This window comes from Tomitella fengzijianii (genome assembly GCF_007559025.1).
GTDB classification, from domain to species: Bacteria; Actinomycetota; Actinomycetes; order Mycobacteriales; family Mycobacteriaceae; genus Tomitella; species Tomitella fengzijianii.
In genome coordinates this window covers 2,687,639-2,706,594 of sequence record NZ_CP041765.1, presented here as the reverse complement: position 1 = coordinate 2,706,594, position 18,956 = coordinate 2,687,639, and the positions used below count along the sequence as shown (strand labels likewise).

Sequence of the window (18,956 nt, the reverse complement as noted above, 5' to 3'; positions counted from 1 at the left end):
ATGCCGCGCAGACGGCTGCGGGCCCCGCCGCGACTCGGAGAGCCGTGGCAGGGCCCGCAGTGCGAGCGCCTCGTGTGCGGCGGTGCCGCGGGTCAGGCCCGTCCGAAGGCGAGCGACACGTTGTGTCCGCCGAACCCGAACGAGTTGCTGATCGCCGCGTCGAACGTCCCCTGGCGCGGGCCGCCGGCGACGATGTCCAGGTCGACCTCCGGATCCTTGTTCTCCAGGTTGAGCGTGGGCGGGATGACGCCCTCGCGCAGGCTCATCACCGTCAGCGCCGCCTCGAGCGCCCCCACCGCTCCGATGGAGTGCCCCAGGGCGCTCTTGGGCGCATAGACCGACGGATGTCCGCCCACGGCCGCCTGGATGGCCTTCGCCTCGGCCAGGTCGCCGACGCTCGTCGACGTGGCATGCGCATTGACGTGGGCGACGTCGGCGGGGGAGATCCCCGCGTACTGGATCGCCTTCGTCATGGCGCGTGCCGCCCCCGAGCCTTCCGGGTCCGGCGCCACGATGTGGAAGCCGTCGGACGTGGTTCCGGCGCCCAGCACGCGTCCGTGGATGGTGGCTCCGCGGGCGCGCGCGTGGTCCTCCCGTTCGAGCACCAGCATCGCCGCGGCCTCGCCGAACACGAAGCCGTCGCGGTCCCTGTCGAACGGGCGCGACGCGGCCTCGGGGTCGTCGTTGCGGAAGCTGGTGGCGCGCATCATCGCGAAGCTCGCGATGGGCAACGCGCTGATGCGGTTCTCCACGCCGCCGGTGACCATGACGTCGGCTTCACCCATGGCGATCATGCGCCACGCGATGGCCATCGCCTCCGAGCCCGAAGCGCACGCGGAGACGGGGGTGTGCACCCCGGCCTTCGCGCCGATCTCGAGTCCGATGGTGGCCGCCGGGCCGTTGGGCATGATCGCCGGAACGGCGATCGGGGAGACCTTGCGGTAGCCGTCGGTCTCAAGCTTCCGGGTGTTCTCCAGCAGCGTCTCGATGCCGCCCATGCCGGTGCCGACGGCGACGCCCAGGCGCTCCGCCTCCACGTCGGGGTTGCCGGCACGGTCCCAGACGTCCCGGCCGAGCACCAGCGCGAGCTGCTCGATGTAGTCCAGGCGGCGCTTCTCGACCTTTTTGAGCGATTCGGTCGGGTCCGCGGCCAGGCGCCCGGCGATGCGCACCGGGAGGTCCAGCCGCTCGACCCATTCATCGGTGAGCGCGGCGATGCCCGAGCGGCCGTCGAGCAACCCCGTCCAAGTGGACTCGAGGTCGGCGCCGACGGAGCTCGTGACCTCCATCGCGGTCACCACCACCGGGTGCAGCTGCAGGCCGGTGGGCGTCACCGCAGCGGTCACTGAGCGTCGACCGAGGCGCCGCCCTCGGTTTCGAGCTTCTGGATGTACTCGACGATGTCGCCGACGGTCCGCAGGTTCGCGAGATCCTCGTCGGGGACCTTGACTCCGTACTTGTCCTCGGTCTGGACCGCGATCTCGACCATGGACAGCGAGTCGATGTCGAGGTCGTCGACGAAGGACTTCTCCAAGGTGACCTCGGACGGCTCGATGCCGGTGACCTCTTCGATGATCTCGGCGAGGTTCTTGACGATTTCTTCCTGGCTGATGGCCACGATGGTGGTCCCTTCTGGTCGTATTCGTTGTGGTTCCGGGTTCCGGATCGGATGACGATGCGCAGATCCGGGTGCGCAGTTCAGGGGGTGGCCGCGCTCAGGCGGGCACCGGAATGGAGTCGAAGTCCCCGGGCGCGTGCACGGCGACCGACGGCACGCCGCGCAGCTCGCGTTTGGCGATACCGACCAGCGTTCCGGCGGGCGGCAGTTCGACGATCGCGGTGACCTCGGCGTCGCGGAGCGCGGCGGAGCACAGGTCCCATCGGACCGGGCTGGTGATCTGCTCGACCAGGCGCTGCATCGCGTCCGCTCCGGAGGTGACCACGGCGCCGTCCCTGTTGGACAGCAGCGGCATGGCGGGGTCCGACGGGGTGATCTCCGCGGCCGCCTCGGCGAAGGCGTCGCGCGCGGGGGCCATGTGGCGGGTGTGGAAGGCGCCGGCGACGGCCAGCGGGCGCAGGCGCGCGCGGGCGGGCGGTGCGGCGGCGAGCTCCTCGAGGGCCGCGAGCGTGCCGGCCGCGACGATCTGGCCCTTCGCGTTGCGGTTGGCGGGCGTGAGCTCGAGCTCCTCGAGGCGGGCGAGGACCTCGGCCTCGTCGCCGCCCAGCAGGGCCGTCATCCCGGTGGGCTCGAGGGCGCAGGCCCGGGCCATCTCCCGTCCGCGCACCGCGGCGAGGCGCACGGCCTGTTCGTCGGTGAGGACGCCGGCGATGGCGGCCGCGGCGAGCTCTCCGATGGAATGGCCCGCCGTGATCGAGGTCCCGGGCGCGGCAGTGCCGTCCCGCAGGATCCGGTGCGCGATGAGCGCGGACACCACGACCAGCGGCTGGGTGACGGCGGTGTCGGTGATCGCGTCGGCCTCGGCGACGGTGCCGAGGCCGACGAGGTCGATCCCGGCGACCTCGGACCACGCGGCGAGCTGATCACGGACGCCGGGCGCCTCGAGCCACGGCGCCAGCATTCCGGGCTTCTGGGACCCCTGTCCGGGGGCGAGCAGTGCTTTCACGTAGTACAGACAACACTGTCCGGGTGGGTTTCCGGAGTGTCGACGGAAACCAACGTTCAGCGCTGAGTTTGTAGGTTTCCCACAAAACCAGCGGGTTTGCATGCCCATCTGTCACAGATGCCATTGTGTTACATCATGGGGAGAGTGTTACTGAAGTTGCTGGTGTGAGGATCCGGACCCCCGCCTTCATCATGCGATGCACCGAAAACGCAACACGGAGGACGTAAGCGTCGCGTGCATCGGTGGGGTCCCGCCCCGTGACGGTGGTGATCTTGCGAAGCCTGTACCGGACAGTATTTGGATGGACATACAACTCGCGCGCGCACGCCTCGATCGAGCCACCGGCATCCAGATAGCTGTCCAGTGTTTCGGGCAGCCCGCCACCGCTGTCCAGCAGCGGCGTGACGACGATACGGCCCAGCTCGTCGAGGGCGGACCTGTCGCCGATCAGTGCGCGTTCCGGAAGCAGATCCGACGCCGGGACGGGGCGCGGCGCCGCCGGCCAACCCACCGCGCTCTGATATCCGCGCAGTGCCTCCACGGCGCTCTCGTGCGCGAGGGCCAAGCCGGGGACCGTCGAGCCCACCACGACGGGGCCGTCGTCGAACGAATCGAGCAGCCCGGAGATGAACGTCCCCCCGGTGAAGACCTCGCCGCTGACCACCACGACCAGCCGGTACCCCTGCACCACCGCGAGAACCGAGCGGCCGTCCGCCCGGGCGAGTGCGTGCACCCGCTCCACCGCCTCGCCGCTGTAATCGATGGCGGGCGCCCCGACGAGCACGGTCACCGGGGCGGAGGGCTGCCAGTTCAAGGTGGCCGCCTGCGAGAGCATGGCGGGTCCGGTGTCGCCGCGGACGATCGCGTCGACCACCATCGCCTCGAGCCGCGTGTCCCACGCGCCGCGGGACTCGGCGGCCGAGGCGTACACGGCCGCCGCGGCGAACCCGAGGTCCCGCCCATAGCGCAGGACGGCCTCGGTGAGCGCGACCAGCTGGTCGTCGTCCCGGGCCATCAGCGGCAGCCACTTCTCGAAGAACTCCATGGCCACGCGCACCATCTCGACCGTCTCGCTCAGACGGACCTTCCGGGTCAGGTCCTGGGGGACCACGCGGAAGGCCTCCACGGTGGAGAAGATGTCTCCGTCGGGGTCGTGGAGCCAGTCGACGAAGTTCGCGACGGCGGTCTGCACCACCATCTGCACGTCGGCGCGCTGGGACGCGTCGAGCGATGTGACGAAGGGCAGCTGCGACTCCATCGAGCGCATGGCCTCGACCGCGAGCCGTCGCGAGTTGCGTTTGATGCGCCGCAGCAGGGCCTCGGACAGGATCGATTCATGCGGCGCACCGGTCATGCTCAAACGCTACCGTGGGCGGCCGCGCCGGCCCGGGACGCTTTGTGGCACCCCGGCCGGCGCGGCGCTCGGCACCCGGTCAGTCGACGTTGGTCGGGGTGGTCTGCTCCGGCGCGGGCAGCACCTCGGCGATCCGGTAGCGCCGCGCGGCCTCCACCGGTGCGGAGGCGTCGACGCTGCCCTCGCGTGCGAGGGACCGCAGCACGGCCACCACGACCGATTCGGCGTCGACGTTGAAGAAGCGGCGCGCCCCCTCACGCGTGTCCGAGAATCCGAATCCGTCCGTGCCGAGCGAGGTGTAGTCGCCGGGAATCCACTGGCGGATCTGGTCGGGCACCTGGCGCATCCAGTCGGATACCGCGATGAACGGCCCCTGCTCGCCGGCCAGCACCTGCTGGAGGTAGGGCGTGCGCGGCTCCGCGGACGGGTCGCGCAGCGCGTCGCGCTCGCACTCGATGCCGTCCCGCCGCAGCTCGGACCACGAGGTCACCGACCAGACGTCCGCGGAAACGCCCCATTCCCCGGCCAGCAGCTCCTGCGCGCGCAGCGCCCACGGCATGCCGACGCCGGAGGCGAGGATGTGCGCCCGGGGGCCGTCGCCGGTCGACTTCGCGAGCCGGTAGATGCCCTTGAGCAGGCCCTCGAGGTCGAGGTCCTCGGGCTCGGCGGGCTGGACCATCGGCTCGTTGTAGATCGTCAGGTAGTAGAAGACGTTCTCGCCGCCGAATCCGGGCGCCATCGAACCGTCCGGGTTCACGGTGCCGCCGTACATCCGGCGCAGGCCGTCCTTGATGATGTGGCCCAGCTCGTAGGCGTAGGCGGGGTCGTAGGCGACGCTGCCGGGGTTGGTGGCCGCCAGGATCAGCGAGTGGCCGTCGGCGTGCTGGAGGCCCTCACCGGTCAACGTGGTGCGCCCGGCGGTGGCGCCGAGGACGAACCCGCGCGTCATCTGGTCCGCCGCGGCCCAGAATCCGTCGCCGGTGCGCTGGAAGCCGAACATCGAATAGAAGATGTAGACGGGGATCATCGGCACGCCGTGGGTGGCGTAGGAGGTCCCCACCGCGGTGAACGAGGCGACGGCGCCGGCCTCGTTGATGCCCTCGTGCAGGATGTGGCCCGCCTCGGACTCCTTGTAGGCCAGCATCAGGTCGGCGTCCACCGACGTGTACGTCTGCCCGTTGGGGTTGTAGATCTTCAGGGAGGGGAACCACGAGTCCATGCCGAAGGTCCGCGCCTCGTCCGGGATGATCGGGACGATGCGCCAGCCGATCTCCTTGTCGCGCAGGAGCTCCTTGAACACGCGCACGAGCGCCATCGTGGTGGCGACCTCCTGCTTGCCCGAGCCCTTCCGGACCACGTCGTAGGCCTTGTCCCCGGGGAGGGCGAGGGGCTTCGCCGCGGTGCGCCGCTCCGGCACGAAGCCGCCCAGCTTGCTGCGGCGGTCCCGCATGTACCGGATCTCGGGCGCGGCATCGCCGGGGTGGTAGTAGGGGGGAAGGTACGGGTCCTGCTCGAGCTCGGCGTCGGAGACCGGGATCCGCATCTTGTCGCGGAACTCCTTGAGGTCGTCGAGGGTGAGCTTCTTCATCTGGTGCGTCGCGTTGCGGCCCTCGAAGTGGGTGATCGAGTAGCCCTTGATGGTCAGCGCCAGGATCACCGTCGGCTGGCCGGTGTGCTGCATCGCCGCCGCGTACGCCGCGTAGACCTTGCGGTAGTCGTGGCCGCCGCGCTTGAGGTTCCAGATCTGCTCGTCGCTCAGGTCTTTCACCAGTTCCTTCGTCCGCGGGTCGCGTCCGAAGAAGTGCTCGCGGACGTAGGCGCCGTCCTTGGCCTTGTAGGTCTGGTAGTCCCCGTCCGGCGTGGCGTTCATGAGGTTGACCAGGGCGCCGTCCTTGTCCGCCTGCAGCAGGGCGTCCCACTCGCGGCCCCACACCACCTTGATGACGTTCCAGCCGGCCCCGCGGAAGAACGACTCGAGCTCCTGGACGATCTTGCCGTTGCCGCGCACGGGCCCGTCGAGACGCTGCAGGTTGCAGTTGATCACCCAGGTGAGGTTGTCGAGCCCCTCCATGGCGGCGACGTGCACCAGCCCGCGGGACTCGGCCTCGTCCATCTCGCCGTCGCCCAGGAACCCCCACACGTGCTGTTGCGAGGTGTCCTTGATGTCGCGGTTGTGCAGGTACTTGTTGAAGCGCGCCTGGTAGATCGAGTTCATCGGCCCGATGCCCATCGACACGGTGGGGTACTCCCAGAACTCCGGCATCAGGTGCGGATGCGGGTAGCTGGGCAGCGAGCCCTTGGCCGCGTGGCTCTTCTCCTGGCGGAAGCCGTCGAGCTGTTCGGCCGGGATGCGCCCCTCGAGGAACGCGCGCGCGTAGATGCCGGGGGAGGCGTGGCCCTGGATGAACACCTGGTCGCCGCCGCCGGGGTGGTCCTTGCCCCGGAAGAAGTGGTTGAAGCCCACCTCGTAGAGCGCCGCGGAGGAGGCGTAGGTGGAGATGTGGCCGCCGACGCCGATGCCCGGGCGCTGCGCGCGGTGCACCATGATCGCGGCGTTCCACCGGATCCACCGGCGGAACGTGCGCTCCACGTCCTCGTCGCCGGGGAACCAGGGCTCGTTCTCGGTGGGGATCGAGTTGACGAAGTCGGTCGAGGTGAGCGCCGGCAGTGCCACGTGCCGCTCGCCGGCGCGCTCGAGCATCCGCAGCATCAGGTAGCGGGTGCGGCCGGGCCCGGACCGCTCGAGGAGGTCGTCGACCGACTCGAGCCACTCGTCGGTCTCCTCCGGATCGATGTCCGGCAGGTAGGAGGCGACGCCCTCGCGGATAACGCGCACCCGGTTGTCGCCGCCGCGGGACGGGCGGTGCGCCGAATCCTGCACGCCGCCTCCCGGCGTGGTTGCCTTACCGTCGACCGCCGGCTGCCCCTGTGCAGCGCGGGCCGGATCCTGGACTTCGTTCGACAAGCCGTACTCCTTGATGCGCGAGGGCGCTGGTGTGCGCCCGTGTCCTGGCGAGCCCCCGGGGTGTGGGCGCGCGCCTACCGTGTGTCGGTGTCGGTACCGGCACGGTCTGCTGCGGGCACCACTGAGTGACCGCGCGACCGCGTCACAGTCCATCGTGCCTCAATGCACACGGGATGCCGCATGAGTTCCCACAGTCTGGTCGGTAACAAACCCGATCGCGGTCGGTGAGAGTCGAGCAGGGGCCGCGCGAACGTGGGCCGACGTGTGCTCCCACGTGCGGCGGACACGGGTGAAAGCCGCCGTTACGGCCGCGTCGGCGGGCGGAGTGGGCGACAATCCAGGGCAGGGGTCACCTGCGGCGTAACGCGTCATCGGGCCTGATCCCGGTACTGGACTACGACGACACGGCCGTGACCACCTACCGTTGTGGTTGCGCTCGTGGCTCAGACCATGTTCGCTTTCAGGTGACCGGTATCCGCCGGGAGCCTGATCGGGCGGCCGAGAACCGCCCGAGACCTTCGAAAGAATGGAGATGACCACCGTGGTCGCCGCGGACGCCCAGAACTACCCGCAGATGCTCGGCATCGACGCCGATACGGTGGTGCAGGAGGTCGGTTGGGACGACGACACCGACGATGTGGTGAGAGAGGCCATCGAGGCCGTGATCGGCGGCGAGATGGAGGACGTCGACACCGACGAGGTGGTCGACGTCGTCATCCTCTGGTGGCGCGAAGGGGACGGCGACCTGGTCGACGAGCTCATGGACATCATCAGCCCGCTGTCCGAGGAGGGCTTCGTGTGGGTGCTCACACCGAAGACCGGCAGCGACGGCCACGTCGAGCCCAGCGAGATCGCCGAGTCGGCCCCCACCGCCGGCCTGATGCAGACTTCGTCGATCAAGCTCGGCGCGTGGACGGCGAGCCGCCTCGTGCAGCCCACGTCCCGGGCGATCAAGCGCTGAGCGTGCGCCGCGACGTGCCGACCAGGAAGGACTCGTAGCGATGACCGATGGTTCGCAGACGGCGCAGGGAGGCCCGACGATCCGGGTCGGTGATGAGGCGCCGGACTTCACGCTCAAGGATCAGGACAACCAGCCCGTGACGCTCTCGTCGTTCCAGGGCCGGAAGAACGTGCTGGTGGTGTTCTATCCGTTGGCGTTCACCGGGGTGTGCCAGGGCGAGTTGTGCCGGGTGCGCGACAACCTGCCGACGTTCCAGAACGACGACACCGAGATCCTCGCCGTATCGGTGGGGCCCTCGCCGACGCACAAGATCTGGGCCGCCGAGCAGGGTTACACGTTCCCCCTGCTGTCGGACTTCTGGCCGCACGGCGAGGTGGCGCAGCTCTACGGCGTGTTCAACGAGGACGCCGGCATCGCCAATCGCGGGACCTTCGTCATCGATAAGGCCGGAGTGGTCCGCTTCGCGGAGATGAACGGGCCGGGGGAACCCCGCGACCAGAGCGTGTGGGAGAAGGCGCTTGCGGCCTTGACCGAGTGAATGCGCTAGATTGCTGGACGCACCGGAACCCCCGATCAGCGGGGCGTGCCGGTGCGTTCCGGGGCGTGTAGCTCAGCGGTAGAGCTCCTGTCTTACACACAGGCGGTCGCTGGTTCGATCCCAGTCGCGCCCACCGCAACGAAGAGCCCCTCACCTGCATGAACAGGTGAGGGGCATCGTCATTGCGGTCGTGCCGGCCGCGCGGTGCGCTCCTATTCCGGCTGGTACTCGTCGGAGTCGTCCAGCGGCTCCTCGCGTTCCTGGTCGAGCGCATCGGCCTCGTCCACGAAGCGTTCGCCCACCGGCCGGTCCGGGAAGTCGGGGCCCTCGTCCTGGTCGACTGGTGTGGATTGATCCGCGCGATCGGCGTCCGTCATCGCGTCGAACGCGTCGCCGCCGGCCGCGGCAGCCGAAGCGCCGACGCGGGCGGTCCTGTCTGCTGTGGTTCTCCTGTCATCGGCCATACCACATGGTAGGCGAACCGCGGCCGCACGTGGCGGGCTCTGCTGTGGCGCCGCTCACCGGGATCAGCCGGCCGACGCGGTCAGGACTTCTTGCCGTAGCGCTCCGCCAGGGTGCGGCGCTGGGCCTCGGGAAGCTCTTCGACGGGGGTGCGCTCAGCCGTCCGCACCGGCATCGGGGTGTGGGCGCGGCGCTTCCTGCGTCCCCGCATCACGTGCGCGAACTCCTCCTCGGCCGTGGCGGCGGGCGGCGTGGACTCCGGTGCGCGGTGTGCGTCGGCGGCCTGCGCCGCAGAAGTGATCGCGTCGGCACCGCCGGAGGTGCGGCCGGGATCCTCATCCGTGCCCGTCTCCGGATCGGGGTCCGGACCGGTCCCGGGCGGCGGCCACGAGCCGGAGGCGACCGCCTGGTCGTAGGCGCGCCGGAGCCGGCGCTCGCGCAGTTCCGCCCACACGAAGTAGCCGGCACCCAGCGGCGCCATGATGCCGAAGGCCAGCCACTGCAGGCCGTACGACAGGTACGGGCCGGAATCGAGCTGCGGCAGCGCGATCACTCCCAGGCCGCCGGGCTGCTCCGCCTCCAGCTGCAGGTAGCCGTCCAGCAGGTCGACGCCGGTGAGCGCCCCCACATTGGCCGGGTCGATGGCGTACACCTGTTTCCAGCCGGCCTCGTCCACCGGTGGACGGTCGCCCGTCGCCTTCTCAGGTTGCCGCACGCGCGCGTCGAGCGTGACCGTCCCGTCGGGGGGAGGCGCGATCTGCGGCGGTTGCATCTGCTGGTCGGGGCGCACGTATCCGCGGTCGACGAGGATCGTGCGCCCGTCGTCCAGGCGGAACGGTGCGAGGACCTCGTATGCCGGGTCGCCTTCGATCGACCGCAGCCGCGCCAGCACCTGCTTGTCGGCGAGGTAGGTGCCGGTGGCGGCGACGGGGCGCCACTCGTCGGCGTCGGCCACCGTCGACGTGCCGTCGAAGACCTGGCCGACGGGAATGGGGTCGGCGTGCAGCGACGCCGCGATCTTGTCGTTGCGGTCCGAGTTGCGCGAGCTCTTACCCAGCTGCCAGGGGGCGAGGACCGTGAAGCACATGTACGCGAACGCGATGCACAGCGCGATCAGCGCCAGCCACCCGGGCCGTAGCAGGAAACTCAGACGTCGCACGGCGTCAACGGTAGTCGATGGTCTCAACAGTGCTGGTCACGGGAGGTCCTCGACATTGCCGACGGGGGTTCCGGCGTCGTTGCCGTGTGCGTCGGCGGCACGGCCGGCCGCGGCGGCGCGGGCCCACTCGACGATCGCCGGTGCCGCGGCCTCGATCTGTTCGCGGACGGTGACGAAGCCGCCGTTCCCGCCGTAGTAGGGGTCGGCCACGTCGGACCCGGTGGCGCGGCGGTCGAAGGCGCGCAGCATGCGGACCCGGGAGGGGTCCGCGCCGGCGTCGAGCAGGGCGCGCCGGTGCCCGGAGTCCAGCGCGACGATGAGGTCCGCGGCCAGGTGCGCCGGCCCGACCTGCGCCGCCGAGTGGTCGTCGGCGTAGCCGTGCGCGCGCAGCTCGCCGCGGGCCCGGGGGTCGGCGGGGTCGCCTACGTGCCAGTCGCCGATCCCCGCGCTGGAGACCTGCACCGCCTGCGCCAGGCCCGCGCGGCGGAGGTGTTCGCGGACGATCTGCTCCGCCATGGGCGACCGGCAGATGTTGCCGGTGCACACGAACGTCACGTGCACCGCGCCGGACGGGGCGGCGGGCGGCGGCGGTGCGTCCGCGCCGCTGTCGGGTGCGGACCGGCGCTCCAGGAACCGCAGCACGGTGTCCTGCAGGTCCTCGGGCGAGTCGACGACCCACGCGGCGCCCTCGGCCTCGGAGCGGGTGCCGTACCCCCACAGGACGAAGGCGACGGGGATGCCGTGGCGGCCGGCGCCGAGCACATCGTGGCTGCGGTCGCCGACGAGGACGACGGCGGCGCCGTCCGACGGGGCGGATCCCTCCGCGCCGAGCCCGGCGAGGGCGTGCGCGATGACGTCGGCCTTGGCGCGCCGCTCGCCGACGGCGCCGGCGATCACCTCGAAGTGCCCGGCGAGGTCGTGCGCGTCGAGGATCCTGCGGGCATCCGTCTGCTGCTTCGACGTGGTGATCGCCAGCCGCACGCCCCGTGCCGCCAGATCGGCGAGCACGTCGGCCATGCCGGGGAACACCGTCGACTCCTTCCACCCCGACGCGGAGTAGTCGGCGTGATACGCCGCCAGCAGCGCGCGCGCTTGTTCCGGGGCCACGTCGAGCCCGGCCATCGTCTCGGCCATCGGCGGCCCGACGATGCGGGAGCGGAGGTCGCCGTCGGGCTCGGGGACGCCGTGGCGGGCGAGTGCGGCGCGGAACGAGCCGACGACTCCCGCGGCCGAATCCATGATCGTGCCGTCGAGATCGAACAGCACCAGGGGCGCGGGCGTGAGGAGGGGAGGCATGCCCGCATTCTCCCCGTCCCGGTGCGCGCCGGGGACCGCGGGAGGGCGGGCGCGGGGCCGGGACCAGACAGGCCCGGCCGGGCCCGCGATGGCGGTAGCGTTCGTGTCGGCAGGCCGGAGCGTGCCGGGCCCGCGCGGGCCCGGCCTGCGTCCGGATGGCGGCGTCGGTGAGGAGCGCGAACGTGAGTGGTGCGGCGGACGGAGCACAGGAAACGGCGCCTGCAGGCGGTCCGGTGACGCTGGGCGCGGTCATCGATGTTCTCGACCGGGCCTACCCGCCGTCCCTCGCGCAGTCCTGGGATTCCGTGGGCCTGGTGTGCGGCGACCCCGACGAGCCGGTCGAATCGGTGCTGGTCTGCGTCGATGCCACGGCCGCAGTGGTGGACGAGGCCGTCCGCTCCGGCGCGCAGCTGATCATCGCGCATCATCCTCTGCTGCTCCGCGGGGTGGACACCGTGGGCGCGCACACCCCCAAGGGGGCGCTGGTGCACCGCCTGATCCGGTCCGGCTGCGCATTGTTCACCACGCACACCAACGCGGACAGCGCGGACCCCGGCGTATCCGACGCGCTGGCGGACGCGTTGGGGCTGACCGTCACCGGACCCCTCGACCCCTTGCCGTCGCCGGCGCTCGACAAATGGGCCGTGATGGTGCCGGCCGCCGACGCCCACCGGGTGCGGGCCGCCATGTTCGGCTCGGGCGCGGGCCGTATCGGCGATTACGACAGTTGCAGCTGGTCGGTGGAGGGAGACGGGCAGTTCCGTCCCCTCGCAGGGGCGGACCCCGCCATCGGGTCGGTCGGTGCGCTCGAGCACGTCCGCGAGCTTCGCGTGGAGATGGTGGCGGAGCGTGCCGTGCGTGCGGCGGTCCTCGCCGCCCTGCACACGTCGCACCCGTACGAGGAACCCGCATACGACCTGATCGAGCTCGCGCCGCGGCCCACTGCGCGAGGACTCGGACGGATCGGGGAGCTGGCGCGGGAACAGTCGCTCGAGCAGTTCACCGAGCATGTCGCGCAGGCGTTGCCGGCGACGTCGTGGGGCGTGCGCGCCGCCGGCGACCCGGCGCGCCGCGTGCGCCGGGTCGCGGTGTGCGGCGGTGCGGGGGACTCGTTGCTGGCCGCTGCCGCGGCGTCCGGGGTGGACGCCTACGTCACCGCCGATCTGCGCCACCACCCGGCGGACGAGCACCTGCGTGCGGGTGGCCCCGCGCTGGTGGACGTGGCGCACTGGGCGAGCGAGTTCCCGTGGTGCGCGCAGGTCGGCGGTGTGCTCGAAGGCGCCTTCGGCGACCGGTTGGCCGTCACAGTCGCGGACGTGCGGACCGACCCGTGGACGGTGTCCGCGGGCGCCTCTCACGGGGACTGACTCCGCGGGCCGGGTGTCGGGCGCGTCCGGCGCCGTCGATGGCGGCGGACGCCGGGGGTGCTGCCGGGCGCCACGGTACGGTTGCAGAAAATGATGTCGGGGCGGGGGAGACGTCGAGGCGAATGGAGATATGCGCGTGAGAGCCGAACCGGATGTGCAGCGGCGGTTGCTGGACCTGGCCGAGATCGACACCGGACTGGCCCAGGCCGCACACCGGCGCCGGAACCTCCCCGAAGCGCAGGAGGCGCTGCGGATCGAGACGGAACGCAACGCGCGCAAGGACGCCGCGGTCAAGGTCGACATGAGCCTGGAGGACCTCGACGCGGACATCCGCAAGCTCGAGGGCGAGGTCGACGCGGTGCGCAAGCGGGAGCAGCGCAACACCGAACGGCTCGCCGCGGGCGGGGTCCCCGCGAAGCAGCTCAGCGAGATGGAGCATGAGAACACCAGCCTGCAGCGCCGCCGGGGAGTGCTGGAGGAGGACCTGCTCGCGGTGATGGAGCAGCGGGAGGCCGCGGGCGAGGACCTCGACCGGTCGGGCGCGCAGGTCGACGTGCTGGACCAGGAGCTCGCGGAGGCGCAGCGGCTGCTCGGTGAGGCGGAGGCGGACCTGGACGCGTCCGAGGGCTCCGCCCGCGCACGGCGCGCGGAGCTGCTCTCCGGGGGGCTGCCGGAGGAGCTGCTCGCGGACTACGAACGGCAGCGGTCGAACTCCGGCATCGGGGCCGCGCTGCTGCGCGCGCGCAGGTGCGGGGCGTGCCGGATGGAGATCGACCGCGCGGAGATCGAACGCATCAAGTCCGCCGACCCGGCAGAGGTGGTGCACTGCGAGGAATGCGGCGCGATCCTCGTGCGCACGGCGGAGTCCGGTTTGGGCGCGTCCACCGGGGCGTGACGGAATCTCACGGAAGGGGCCGGTGCGGTGAAGGTGATCGTGGAGGCCGACGGCGGCTCGCGCGGCAATCCCGGCGTGGCCGGCTACGGGGCGGTGGTGCTCGCCGCGTCCGGCTATCCGGACGAACGCGCTGTGCTCGCTGAGCGTGCGGAGGCCATCGGGCATGCCACCAACAACGTGGCCGAGTACCGCGGGCTGATCGCCGGGCTGGAGGCGGCCGCGGCCCAGGGTGCCACGTCGGCGGCGGTGCGCATGGATTCCAAGCTCGTGGTCGAGCAGATGTCCGGCCGGTGGAAGGTCAAGCACCCGGACATGATTCCGCTCGCCGACCGGGCGCGGAAGGCTGCGACGCAGCTGGGCGAGGTATCCTACACCTGGATTCCGCGCGCGCAGAACGGGCACGCCGACCGCCTCGCCAACGAGGCGATGGACGGGACCCGGGGACAGGCCGGGGCGTCGGACGACGGCGCCGGGCAGGCCGCGAGCGCGACGACGACGGCGGACACGGTGCGTGCGGCGCCGGCCGCGGCGGCCCGGCCCGCGCCGGGGTGGACAGGTGCCACCGGCGACCCGTGCCGGCTGGTGCTGCTGCGGCACGGGCAGACCGCGCTGTCGGTGGAGCGGCGCTATTCCGGCCGCGGCGACGCCCCGTTGACCGAGACCGGCCTCGCGCAGGCGGCCGCGGCGGCCCGGCGCATCGGTGCGCGGGGCGGCATCGACGCCGTGGTGTCGTCGCCTCTCGCGCGCGCACGCGCCACCGCGGAGGCGGCCGCAGCGTCGCTGGGGGTTCCGGTGCGGGTCGACGACGACCTGATCGAAACCGACTTCGGCGCCTGGGAGGGGCTGACCTTCCGGGAGGCCGCGCAGCAGTACCCGGAGCTGCACGCGCAGTGGCTGGGCGATCCCACAGTGGCTCCGCCGCAGGGGGAGAGCTTCACGGCGGTGGCGGACAGGGTGGCGCGGGCGCGCGCACGCGTGGCTGCGGAGCACCCCGGCGGGACGGTGCTGGTCGTCTCGCACGTCACCCCCATCAAGCTCGTGCTGCGGGCGGCGCTCGACGTGGGATACCCGCTGCTCTACAAGCTGCACCTTGATCTGGCCTCGCTCAGCGTGGCCGAGTTCTACCCGGACGGCGGATCGTCGGTGCGCCTGGTCAACGACACCGCCCACCTGGGTTGACCGGGCGGGCGGACGCCGCCGTGCCGCGCCACGTATCGTTGCCCGTGCGGACGAGTCGGTGGGGCGGCCGCGGCACGGGGACCGGCGCGTACTGCGTGCAGGCCCGGGTCGAGGAAAGTCCGGACTCCACAGAGCAGGGCGGTTGCCAACGGCAACCCGGGGCGACCCGCGGGACAGTGCCACAGAGAACAGACCGCCGGCGCGCACCCTTCGGGGCGCGGGCCGGTAAGGGTGAAACGGTGCGGTAAGAGCGCACCAGCGTTGCGGGTGACCGCAGCGGCTCGGTAAACCCCGCCCGGAGCAAGGCCGAAGGCCGCATCGGATCCACTGTGGATCGGGTGCGGCTGCGCAGGTGATCGAGGGCTGCTCGCCCGAGCCTGCGGGTTGGCTGCTCGAGGCACCCGGCGACGGTGTGTCCAGATGGATGGTCGCCGCCCGCGCTGCCCGGTTCGCCGGTGCGGCGCGGGAACAAAATCCGGCTTACACACCGGCTCGTCCGCCCTGTTCCTCACCGGCCTCCGACACACCCGCGGCGCGGGCGCCAGCGTCAGGGCAGCGCGAGGAAGTCCCGCATCCAGCGGTCCACCGCGTGCATGGTCGCCGCGTCAACAGTCCCGATGGTGCCGACCAGGCGCTTGCGGATCACGGTGCGCGGCTGCTCGGTCATCGCGAACGTCGGTCTCGTCAGCGCGAGACGCGGGCCGCGCAGGAGTATGTGGTTCGGCCATCCGCGATCGACCGTCGTGGCCGGCAGGACGATGGCGAGGGTGTTCGCCTGCGCGAGGTGGAGATCGCCCGCCACCACGAGTACCGGGCGGCGGCCGGATTGCTCGCGCCCGCTCGCGGCGTGTCCGTGGCGATCGGCGCGCGCCGGGGCCGCATTGCGGGGACAATGGGCCCATGAGCGACGAGTGGTACTTCAGCCTGGACGATCACACCGTGCACCGGGGCAAGGACGCGCGCGCCCTGAACCGGATGGGCCCCTACCCGGACGAGGCCACCGCGCGTCAGGCCCTCGAGATTGCGAAGGCGCGCAACGCGCAGGCCGATTCGGCCGACGACAAGTGGGAGAACGGCTGAGGGCGCGGCAGGGACCGCACCCCGCCTGGCGCTAGAAGCCCACCAGTGCCGAGGCGACGTCGGGCACCTCGAGCGCGCTCGTCACCCCGTCGTGCACGTCGGGGCAGCTGACGGTGAGGGTCTGGTCGATCTTGCCCCGATTCTGCGCCAGATCCACCAGGTTGACGCCGTTCTGCGCCGCCCACGTGACGACCACGCCGTTGAGCGTCACCTTGCCGGGGGTGATCGTGTAGGTGCGCATCGACTGCAGCTGGTCGCCGAGGCTGGTGCAGAGCGCCTCGGCCGCGGCGGGGGTGATGCCCGCGGGAAGCTCGCCCGCAGCCTCGGCCGAGCCGGTGTCGGGTGCGGCGGGGGAGGCGCCGGGTGATGCGGTGACGGTGGTGTCGGCCGCGTTCTTGGTGGCGGAGTCGGACTGCCCGGACGCCGAGCACCCGGCCAGGACGGCCGCCGCCGCAGTGCAGGCGACGGCCGCGGGCAGTGCGCGGCGCAGCCCCGGGAGCCGGGCCGGGCCGGAACGGTCGGCGGCCGGTCGCCGGGTGGTGGTCGAGCTCATGCTCACGTTCCTCCGTGGTCGGTTGCGACTGCGCCCGGCGCATCCTCGCGGTGCGCCCGGAACTCGTGCCAGGCCGAGGATACGGAAACGCCGGCGCCCGCGCCCCCGGCGCGGGACGCGGGAACCCGGGTTCGGCGGTCCGATCAGAACGAGTGCTCGGCCGCCGGGAAGGATCCGTCCTCGACCGCGGCCGCGTAGGCGCGGGCGGCGTCGCCCAGCTCGGAGCCGACCTCGCCGAAACGCCGCACGAACTTGGCGGTCTTCCCGGAGGTGTAGCCGGCCATGTCCTGCCACACCAGCACCTGCCCGTCGCACTGCGCGCCCGCGCCGATCCCCACGGTGGGGATCGACAGCGTGGCGGTGACCTCGGCGGCGACGTCGGCGGGCACCATCTCCATGACCACGGAGAAAGCGCCGGCGTCCTGGACTGCGATCGCGTCGTCGATGAGTTGCTGCGCTGCATCTCCGCGGCCCTGCACGCGGAACCCGCCGAGGCCGTTGACGCTCTGCGGCGTGAACCCGATGTGCGCCATCACCGGGATGCCCGCCTGGGACAGGGCCGTGATCTGCGAAGACACCCGCACCCCGCCCTCGAGCTTGACGGCGTGGGCCAGCCCCTCCTTGCAGAAGCGTGCGGCAGTGTCGAGAGCCTGCGCGTCGGACGCCTCGTAGGCGCCGAACGGCAGGTCCGCCACCACGAGTGCATGCGGCGCGCCGCGCACCACACCGCGGACGAGGGGCAGCAGTTCGTCGGTGGACACCGGCAACGTGGTGTCGTATCCGTAGACGACGTTGGCAGCGGAATCGCCGACGAGCAGGACGGGGATCCCGGCGTCGTCGAAGATCCGTGCGGTGGAGTAGTCGTACGCGGTGAGCATGCCCCACCGCTTCGCCTCCTGCTTCCACTTCTGCAGGTGGTGGGTGCGGATGACCGGCCTGCGGGCGGTCTGGCCGCCCGCGGGCGCGGAGCCGTACGGGGATGTATCGGTCATCGTTGATCCCTTTCTCAGCCTCGAGGCCCTGCTGCAGGGTCCCCGGGTTCCCAAGGTGGTGACGGGGATGAGTCTGCCATCGCCGCCGCCCCGCATCCATGCACCCGTGACCCATCTCACCGGCGGCGCGCCCGGACGGCCGGGGGACGTTCCCGCGCACCGCCGCGGGCGAATGAATAGGGTCGTGCGTATGGATCGTCAGATGGAATTCGTGCTGCGCACGCTCGAGGAGCGGGACATCAGGTTCGTCCGGTTGTGGTTCACCGACGTCCTCGGCTACCTCAAGTCGGTCGCGATCGCCCCGGCCGAGTTGGAAGGGGCGTTCGCCGAGGGGATCGGCTTCGACGGCTCCGCGGTGGAAGGGTTCTCGCGCGTGTCCGAGGCGGACATGGTCGCGATGCCGGATCCGTCGACGTTCCAGGTGCTGCCATGGGTCTCCGACGACGGACGCCAGCCCACCGCGCGCATGTTCTGCGACATCCTCATGCCCGGCGGGTCGCCCTCGTGGTCGGACCCTCGCCACGTGCTGCGGCGGCAGTTGGGCAAGGCCGGTGATGCGGGTTTCACCTGCTACGTGCACCCGGAGATCGAGTTCTTCCTGCTGGAGGCCGGTCTGGACGAGTCCGGGCGCCCCACCCCGGCGGACCGGGGCGGGTACTTCGACCAGGCCGTGCACAACCAGGCGCCCAACTTCCGGCGGCACACCATCGACGCGCTCGAGTCGATGGGGATCTCGGTGGAGTTCAGCCACCACGAGGCCGCGCCGGGCCAGCAGGAGATCGACCTGCGCTACGCGGACGCCCTGTCGATGGCGGACAACGTGATGACGTTCCGGTACCTGGTCAAGCAGGTGGCGTTGCAGGAGGGCGTGCGGGCCACCTTCATGCCCAAGCCGTTCAGCGAGTACGCGGGCTCGGCGATGCACACGCACATGAGCCTGTTCGAAGGGGAGAACAACGCGTTCCACGACGACGACGACCCGATGCAGCTGTCGGCCACCGCGCGATCGTTCGTGGCGGGGATCATCGAGCACGCGCACGAGATCAGCGCGGTCACCAACCAGTGGGTGAACTCCTACAAGCGTCTCATCCACGGCGGTGAGGCCCCCACGGCCGCGTCGTGGGGGCGGGCGAACCGCTCGGCGCTGGTGCGGCTTCCGCTGTACACGCCGAACAAGTCGTCGTCCCGGCGCGTGGAGGTGCGCAACCCGGACTCGGCGTGCAACCCGTACCTGACGTTCGCAGTGCTCATCGCCGCCGGGCTCAAGGGCATCGAGGGCGGATACGAGCTGCCGCCGGAGGCTGAGGACGACGTGTGGTCGCTGACGCCGGGCGAGCGCCGCGCCATGGGCTACCGGGAGCTGCCGACGAGCCTCGGCGACGCCCTGAAGGCGATGGAGGGCTCCGAGCTGGTGGCCGAGGCGCTGGGCGAGCACGTCTTCGATTTCTTCCTGCGCAACAAACGGCAGGAGTGGGCGGACTACCGGGGCCAGGTCACGCAGTTCGAGATCGCCAACTACCTGGGGTTGTGA

Annotated in this window: 16 protein-coding genes, 1 tRNA gene, 1 other RNA gene and 2 pseudogenes; 9 read left to right on the top strand and 11 right to left on the bottom strand. The window is 71.4% G+C overall.

The window, feature by feature from the left end; genetic code table 11:
* Window positions 1-92 precede the first annotated feature (92 nt).
* From FO059_RS12230 to aceE, 5 genes are all read right to left on the bottom strand, one after another.
* Entirely contained in the window at window positions 93-1,346 is a 1,254-nt protein-coding gene (locus tag FO059_RS12230) for a KasA/KasB family beta-ketoacyl-ACP synthase (protein WP_143909122.1), read from the bottom strand.
* On the bottom strand, window positions 1,343-1,618 hold the full coding sequence (gene acpM / locus FO059_RS12225) for a meromycolate extension acyl carrier protein AcpM (RefSeq protein WP_143909121.1): 276 nt from the start codon (window positions 1,616-1,618) through the stop codon (window positions 1,343-1,345). The genes FO059_RS12230 and acpM overlap by 4 nt, the downstream gene beginning before the upstream one ends.
* 97 nt (window positions 1,619-1,715) lie before the next feature.
* On the bottom strand, window positions 1,716-2,624 hold the full coding sequence (locus FO059_RS12220; protein ID WP_143909119.1) for an ACP S-malonyltransferase: 909 nt from the start codon (window positions 2,622-2,624) through the stop codon (window positions 1,716-1,718).
* 133 nt (window positions 2,625-2,757) lie between these two features.
* Window positions 2,758-3,978 carry a PucR family transcriptional regulator gene (locus FO059_RS12215; RefSeq protein ID WP_143909117.1) on the bottom strand — a complete coding sequence of 407 codons (1,221 nt, stop codon included), beginning with the start codon at window positions 3,976-3,978 and terminating at the stop codon, window positions 2,758-2,760.
* 79 nt (window positions 3,979-4,057) lie between these two features.
* Window positions 4,058-6,859 (bottom strand): pyruvate dehydrogenase (acetyl-transferring), homodimeric type, encoded by a 2,802-nt coding sequence (gene aceE / locus FO059_RS12210; RefSeq protein ID WP_143910719.1) that lies wholly within the window; start codon window positions 6,857-6,859, stop codon window positions 4,058-4,060.
* Between the two features lie 616 nt (window positions 6,860-7,475).
* On the opposite strand from aceE, the gene FO059_RS12205 reads away from it, so the two are divergent.
* The 3 genes from FO059_RS12205 to FO059_RS12195 all read left to right on the top strand — a co-directional run bounded on the left by FO059_RS12205 (window position 7,476) and on the right by FO059_RS12195 (window position 8,575).
* Window positions 7,476-7,904 (top strand): DUF3052 domain-containing protein, encoded by a 429-nt coding sequence (locus FO059_RS12205; RefSeq protein WP_199257003.1) that lies wholly within the window; start codon window positions 7,476-7,478, stop codon window positions 7,902-7,904.
* 40 nt (window positions 7,905-7,944) lie between these two features.
* Complete coding sequence (locus FO059_RS12200) at window positions 7,945-8,442, top strand: peroxiredoxin (protein WP_143909114.1); 498 nt, start codon at window positions 7,945-7,947, stop codon at window positions 8,440-8,442.
* 61 nt (window positions 8,443-8,503) lie between these two features.
* A tRNA-Val gene (locus FO059_RS12195) sits at window positions 8,504-8,575 on the top strand.
* Between the two features lie 79 nt (window positions 8,576-8,654).
* Here the strand turns inward: FO059_RS12195 and FO059_RS12190 are convergent.
* The 3 genes and pseudogenes from FO059_RS12190 to FO059_RS18970 form a co-directional block, all read right to left on the bottom strand.
* Window positions 8,655-8,906, bottom strand: a complete 252-nt coding sequence (locus FO059_RS12190) for a hypothetical protein (RefSeq protein WP_143909112.1) — start codon at window positions 8,904-8,906, stop codon at window positions 8,655-8,657.
* A gap of 329 nt (window positions 8,907-9,235) precedes the next feature.
* A pseudogene (locus tag FO059_RS12185) lies at window positions 9,236-10,063 on the bottom strand (SURF1 family cytochrome oxidase biogenesis protein); the annotation flags it as partial.
* Between the two features lie 36 nt (window positions 10,064-10,099).
* Window positions 10,100-11,359, bottom strand: coding sequence for an arsenate reductase/protein-tyrosine-phosphatase family protein (locus FO059_RS18970; protein WP_308339559.1), 1,260 nt, complete (start codon window positions 11,357-11,359; stop codon window positions 10,100-10,102).
* Window positions 11,360-11,541: 182 nt separating this feature from the next.
* Here FO059_RS18970 and FO059_RS12170 point away from each other — a divergent pair, with 182 nt between their 5' ends.
* The 4 genes from FO059_RS12170 to rnpB all read left to right on the top strand — a co-directional run bounded on the left by FO059_RS12170 (window position 11,542) and on the right by rnpB (window position 15,299).
* Window positions 11,542-12,726, top strand: a complete 1,185-nt coding sequence (locus FO059_RS12170; RefSeq protein ID WP_372497884.1) for a Nif3-like dinuclear metal center hexameric protein — start codon at window positions 11,542-11,544, stop codon at window positions 12,724-12,726.
* Between the two features lie 136 nt (window positions 12,727-12,862).
* Entirely contained in the window at window positions 12,863-13,621 is a 759-nt protein-coding gene (locus FO059_RS12165; protein WP_199256993.1) for a zinc ribbon domain-containing protein, read from the top strand.
* Between the two features lie 27 nt (window positions 13,622-13,648).
* Complete coding sequence (locus tag FO059_RS12160) at window positions 13,649-14,800, top strand: bifunctional RNase H/acid phosphatase (protein ID WP_143909105.1); 1,152 nt, start codon at window positions 13,649-13,651, stop codon at window positions 14,798-14,800.
* A gap of 51 nt (window positions 14,801-14,851) precedes the next feature.
* An RNA gene (rnpB, locus tag FO059_RS12155) (RNase P RNA component class A) lies at window positions 14,852-15,299 on the top strand.
* Between the two features lie 48 nt (window positions 15,300-15,347).
* Here the strand turns inward: rnpB and FO059_RS12150 are convergent.
* Window positions 15,348-15,629: pseudogene (locus FO059_RS12150) on the bottom strand (type II toxin-antitoxin system PemK/MazF family toxin); the annotation flags it as partial.
* A 71-nt stretch (window positions 15,630-15,700) separates the two neighbouring features.
* Between FO059_RS12150 and FO059_RS12145 the strand changes: the two are divergent.
* Window positions 15,701-15,880 (top strand): hypothetical protein, encoded by a 180-nt coding sequence (locus tag FO059_RS12145; RefSeq protein ID WP_143909101.1) that lies wholly within the window; start codon window positions 15,701-15,703, stop codon window positions 15,878-15,880.
* Between the two features lie 31 nt (window positions 15,881-15,911).
* Here the strand turns inward: FO059_RS12145 and FO059_RS12140 are convergent, their stop codons facing one another.
* Window positions 15,912-16,433, bottom strand: coding sequence for a hypothetical protein (locus FO059_RS12140; protein ID WP_233266712.1), 522 nt, complete (start codon window positions 16,431-16,433; stop codon window positions 15,912-15,914).
* Between the two features lie 143 nt (window positions 16,434-16,576).
* The gene (panB, locus tag FO059_RS12135; RefSeq protein ID WP_143909099.1) at window positions 16,577-17,425 is read right to left on the bottom strand and encodes a 3-methyl-2-oxobutanoate hydroxymethyltransferase; all 849 of its coding nucleotides are present in this window, start codon (window positions 17,423-17,425) and stop codon (window positions 16,577-16,579) included.
* 190 nt (window positions 17,426-17,615) lie between these two features.
* Here panB and glnA point away from each other — a divergent pair, with 190 nt between their 5' ends.
* Complete coding sequence (glnA, locus tag FO059_RS12130; protein ID WP_143909097.1) at window positions 17,616-18,956, top strand: type I glutamate--ammonia ligase; 1,341 nt, start codon at window positions 17,616-17,618, stop codon at window positions 18,954-18,956.